Raw genomic sequence first — 4644 nt, 5'->3', positions numbered from 1 at the left:
GTAAATCCCGAAAGAACAGAGTCATCAGTAACCCAAAGACCAATAAGTTCCACACAGACTCATACAGAAAAGTCGGATGGAAATAGTCAAAATTATTAAAGCTTAGGGGACGCTGTCCTAGTGGAATATACAATTTCCAAGGCAAATCCGTGGGAGCCCCAAAGGCTTCGGAATTAAAGAAATTACCCCAACGTCCGATGGCTTGACCTAATATCAGGGAAGGAACTACTAGATCAACTAACAGCCAGACAGACAGTTTATTGAGGCGGGCAAAAATTATTGCAGCTAAGATACCACCCAAGATAGCGCCATGAATGGCAATCCCACCATTCCAAATCGCAATAATTTGGTCTGGACGCTGGGCGTATTGTTTCCACTGAAACAAGACATAGTAAAGTCTGGCTCCAGGAATCGCAGAAATCACCAGCCAGATAGCCAAGTCGCCCAACAAATCTGGGTTAACGTTACGACTCTTGGCTAGGTATTGGGAAAGGCTAACTCCAATTAACACTGCTGAGGCAATCAATAGTCCGTACCAGCGGATTGTTAGGGGTCCGAGTTCAACGATGATTGGCCCAGGAGAAGTAAATTGGAACCCTAGGGTTAGAGCAGAGATTGCTTGCAGCATTGATTTATCCATAGGCAGCAAACCACAAGTTTCATTGTAGTCCCCTAGAGCATCGGTTAAGTCATCAGAAAACTAAGTAAATTGATGATGGGGTAATGGGATAATGGGATAATGGGGTGGTCAGGTGATAGAAATATCCTGTACAAGTGCTTGGTCTAGCTATTGCTAATTTTGTCAACTTCTATTACTTGACCAGCTCTCTAGCATTTCCTAATCTGGAGTGCGATGGTGGGAAGCAAAGGCTTAGATCAGCTTCTCCTATAACTGCTCAGCAGACAGTATAAATGGACTATATAGTTGTCAAAGTTTTGTGATTCCAAGAAATTAGCGTAACTTATCCATAGAAAAACCTTGACCTTCGGTCACGCTTTGCGAACAACCTTCTGACCTTGGCCAAAAGGCCACGCGATCGCTCGATTGCGGGACTCCGTCCATCGCGTTCAACCTACCCGACCAGGGACCCCAAAGGCCAACAACCAAATCACCTTCAACCCAAGATGAATTCCGAACAACTAGAATTAACTATAGGCTGGCTTTACCCTACCCTAATGAGTACCTACGGTGATCGTGGTAATGTCATCTGCTTACAACAACGAACCCAGTGGCGAGGCATTAGAGTCAATCTAATCCCCCTGGATCAGCAAACCCCTGCTGAGCAATTCTATAAAGTGGATATCTTCATGGGTGGTGGTGCTCAAGATAGACAGCAAGAAATTGTTATGCGAGACTTACAAGGTAGCAAAGCCAATGCCCTACAAGAAAAAATTGAAGCAGGTGTACCGGGAGTATTTACCTGTGGCTCACCTCAATTGCTAGGTAACTACTATGAACCCGCTCTAGGTAAGCGGATTCAGGGATTAGGGTTGCTGGATTTGGTCAGCAAGCATCCTGGCGTAGATGCTCGCCGTTGCATTGGTAATGTGGTATTTGAGATTACTGCATCACCCCTAGCCCAAGACTTAAAGGCTATGCTGGGGAAAAATCCAGTAGTGATTGGCTTTGAAAATCACGGTGGTCGTACCTATTTAGGTAATGTCGAACCCCTAGCTCAAGTGGTCAAAGGATATGGTAACAATGGGGAAGATGGCACAGAAGGAGCATTTTATCGAAATGCGATCGCAACCTACTCCCACGGTCCGCTGTTACCGAAAAACCCCTTTCTTGCTGATTGGCTGATCCAAACTGCCCTCAAGCAAAAGTATGATATACCAGTGTCCTTAGAACCACTGGATGATACCTTAGCAACCAAGGCAAGGGTGGCGATGTTTAAACGTCTTGCCCTGACTAACCTGAGTTGACTAGGACTAGTAGCAAGAAGTCGTGACTCTTACGGCTAATCGGTAATCGGTAATAGTAGAAATGTTTACCAATTACTAATCATCCACAGTCCCGACTTGAGTGGATAGCCCCTCAATGCCTCGTAAACGAATAAACTATTAACTATACCCCCTCCCAAGCACTTGAGCGAGGGATGAGGTTCTTTGACGGCGGTTAAAACCGCTGGTTTCGTAGTTCCTCCGCGCTTTAAAAAGCGGTGCGACCCCGGCGAGGTTCCCTCGCCATGGGAACGCGCACCAAGACAGACGCGGTTTCCCTACCCCGTAAAGTCAGATGACTGGAAAAGTAATCGATAGCAGTGCCACTGGAATTCTCATTCTAATCATCCCCTTCGCATTGGTGATGGTTCTGTTGCTAAAGGCATGGCCGATCGTACTGGCAATGCTAATCTTGATTATCATCATCAGGCTTTGGCAGCAATATCAATGGCAGAAGTGGACTCGGAAAGTTAATCCCTTCTTCAATCAACTGATTAAAGATAACCAAGGCTGTCTGACACCCATGGACTTGTCGATCAAGGCGGATATTTCTGGAACTGCAGCCAAACAGTATTTAGACAAAAAGGCAGAGGAGTTTGGAGCTCAGAGTAAAACCTATGATGACATTGGCACTGTTTATTACTTTCTGACTGCTAGCGCTCTCGGTAGTATCTTTGATCAGAGTGAACCCTCCTTCGACCCTGAAAGTGAATCCTCCTTCGAGCCTGAGAGTGAATCCAACACCAGTCAAGCAACCCCGTCTTTGGAACTACAGCTCCAACAAGATGAGTTCTCTAGCAATGACATCCCAAAACTGCAAGAAAATCCACGATCACAAGAATCTGTTGCCTCTAAACTAGCTGCCTTGACTGCTGACGCTTCAGGTGATCAAAAAAACCGGGTCAAAAAGAAGCAGGATAAGAAAGTTTATCAACCTCTGATCCAAGCCGAATTAGCCAAGCGACTGAATGTTCATGCCAGCACAGTTGGTAAACGTAAATCTGATGCCGACTTTTCACAATGGAGTCAAAGTAAAGATCCAGACGGAATTGCCTGGGAATATTCATCACAGAGAAAGGAGTTTTTGCCAATTGTGAACAATTAGGAAAATCTCGATAATTAGTTTGTTATTTGTCATATGTACCGAATAACTAATGACTAATCAGCCAGCTGGCCACAATGATAAGTATTCAACGGTAAATTATATCATACTAGCAATGATATAATACTACCTAAGGTTATAAAAAGCTAGGAACTAGGAAATGGAATGAGCAAGTTCTGGCTGGGTTGGGTAATTAAACCTGTCCAGAGCATCCCATTTATTCAACAGTTGGGATTTTAGTTGTTCAAATTTGAGCTTTAGTATGCGTCTGCTGACTATGGGTTGAGCTATAGGTTGTGAGGTTTGACCAGTATTAGCCGACTCTTGTAACATTTGGCATTGTTGGGGTTTAAGCGTTACGGTCATTACCTGGTTACAGCGTTGTGGTTCTTCAGTGGAAAACAAAAGTAGTCGATAGAAGCCTTTATCTGCTAAGCAACGAGTAATGGTCTGAACTTTCGAGGTTTTCAAGTCTAGATAACAAGGGAGTAACCGAGAGTCCTGTGCTTTAGACTGAAGTACAGTAACCCATAGTAGCATCGGATGAGGCGAATTGATGAAGACAAATTGACTGTGGGGCTTGCTGAATAGATAATACTGAATTTCTTCTGGAGATAACATCAAGCATAAGGTGGCAAAATTTCCCAAGCTGCTTGGTAAAATTGCTGGAAATATAATTTTGCTAATTGGTTTATCCTGGGGCCAGGATTGCTGTAGACACACTTGTAACATTTTAACTCCTGATTATCTATTTATAGTCTAATAAACCTATGAATAGCATCATTGAAAACTTCCTAAGCTGAAGGCAGAATCAATGAAATATTCCCCGCTAACCGTTGATGCTGTTAATTGGTTAAACTTGACATGCCATAAGGTTTCAGGTAAACTATCTACGCTCCCTAAGAATGATAGTGATGAAATATTCAACGGGTAAGTAGATTGTTGAGCGACTACTTCCTTAACCCCATCCTTATAATTCTGGAAAAACTTATTATTTATCAGGGTTCCAGAGATAAAATTTTCAGTCATTGGGGGAATCCCATTGACAAACATCAGGCAGGTAGTGAGAGCAGCTGCTTCGATAAAGGTTCTCCAATAACGATGGTTCATAAGTATAGTTAAGTTGATTGAGATATAGAAATAAGGCTTACTAGGATCCCAATTCAGTAATCAATGGCGGTCGTTATCCTAGGGTTATTCATGGTTCACAGTCCTCTTCACCGAACGCCTAAAGTGTACGAAAAATTACTGAATTGATGCTATAGTTTAAGGATGAAGTTTGGATGTTTGCGATTGCGTTTTTGTTGTGTTTGAGTTGATGTATACCAATCACTCACCAGAAATGGAAGAGGGTGAAAAGGGAAAAGGCTTGCAGGCAAAATCGATATCTTCTTGCCTGACGTTTAACATCATCTTTTGTCCGAGAACAACCAACGGTCGGACTGGGAGAGTGGGATAGAATAAAATATATAGCAGTCGCCAGGGCAGTTAGGACATCGACATTAGTCTCACACCCTTTGTAAGCGATGCAGAGGTGCGACCCGTGGCGAATTTAATTCGCCAACGGAAAGCGCACCTAAGCGGTCTTGGGGGTTTCC

The 4644-nt window shown here is 43.5% G+C and carries 5 protein-coding genes; 2 read left to right on the top strand and 3 right to left on the bottom strand.

Annotated elements, in window-relative coordinates:
- Positions 1-628, bottom strand: a 628-nt coding sequence (gene lgt, locus F6K20_RS25245) for a prolipoprotein diacylglyceryl transferase (protein ID WP_287296462.1), incomplete at its 3' end; no start/stop codon positions are given.
- Positions 629-1125: 497 nt separating this feature from the next.
- Here lgt and F6K20_RS25240 point away from each other — a divergent pair.
- Positions 1126-1926, top strand: a complete 801-nt coding sequence (locus tag F6K20_RS25240; RefSeq protein WP_044491798.1) for a type 1 glutamine amidotransferase — start codon at positions 1126-1128, stop codon at positions 1924-1926.
- Between the two features lie 313 nt (positions 1927-2239).
- Positions 2240-3049, top strand: a complete 810-nt coding sequence (locus F6K20_RS25235) for a hypothetical protein (protein WP_008177664.1) — start codon at positions 2240-2242, stop codon at positions 3047-3049.
- Between the two features lie 150 nt (positions 3050-3199).
- On the opposite strand, the gene F6K20_RS25230 is transcribed toward F6K20_RS25235, so the two are convergent.
- Positions 3200-3778 (bottom strand): hypothetical protein, encoded by a 579-nt coding sequence (locus F6K20_RS25230; protein ID WP_008177665.1) that lies wholly within the window; start codon positions 3776-3778, stop codon positions 3200-3202.
- 48 nt (positions 3779-3826) lie between these two features.
- Entirely contained in the window at positions 3827-4156 is a 330-nt protein-coding gene (locus tag F6K20_RS25225) for a hypothetical protein (protein ID WP_008177667.1), read from the bottom strand.
- Positions 4157-4644: the final 488 nt, after the last annotated feature.

It is taken from the genome of Moorena sp. SIO2C4, assembly GCF_010672485.1.
In the GTDB taxonomy this organism is placed as follows: Bacteria; Cyanobacteriota; Cyanobacteriia; order Cyanobacteriales; family Coleofasciculaceae; genus Moorena; species Moorena producens.
This window is presented reverse-complemented; position numbering and strand designations above follow the sequence as displayed.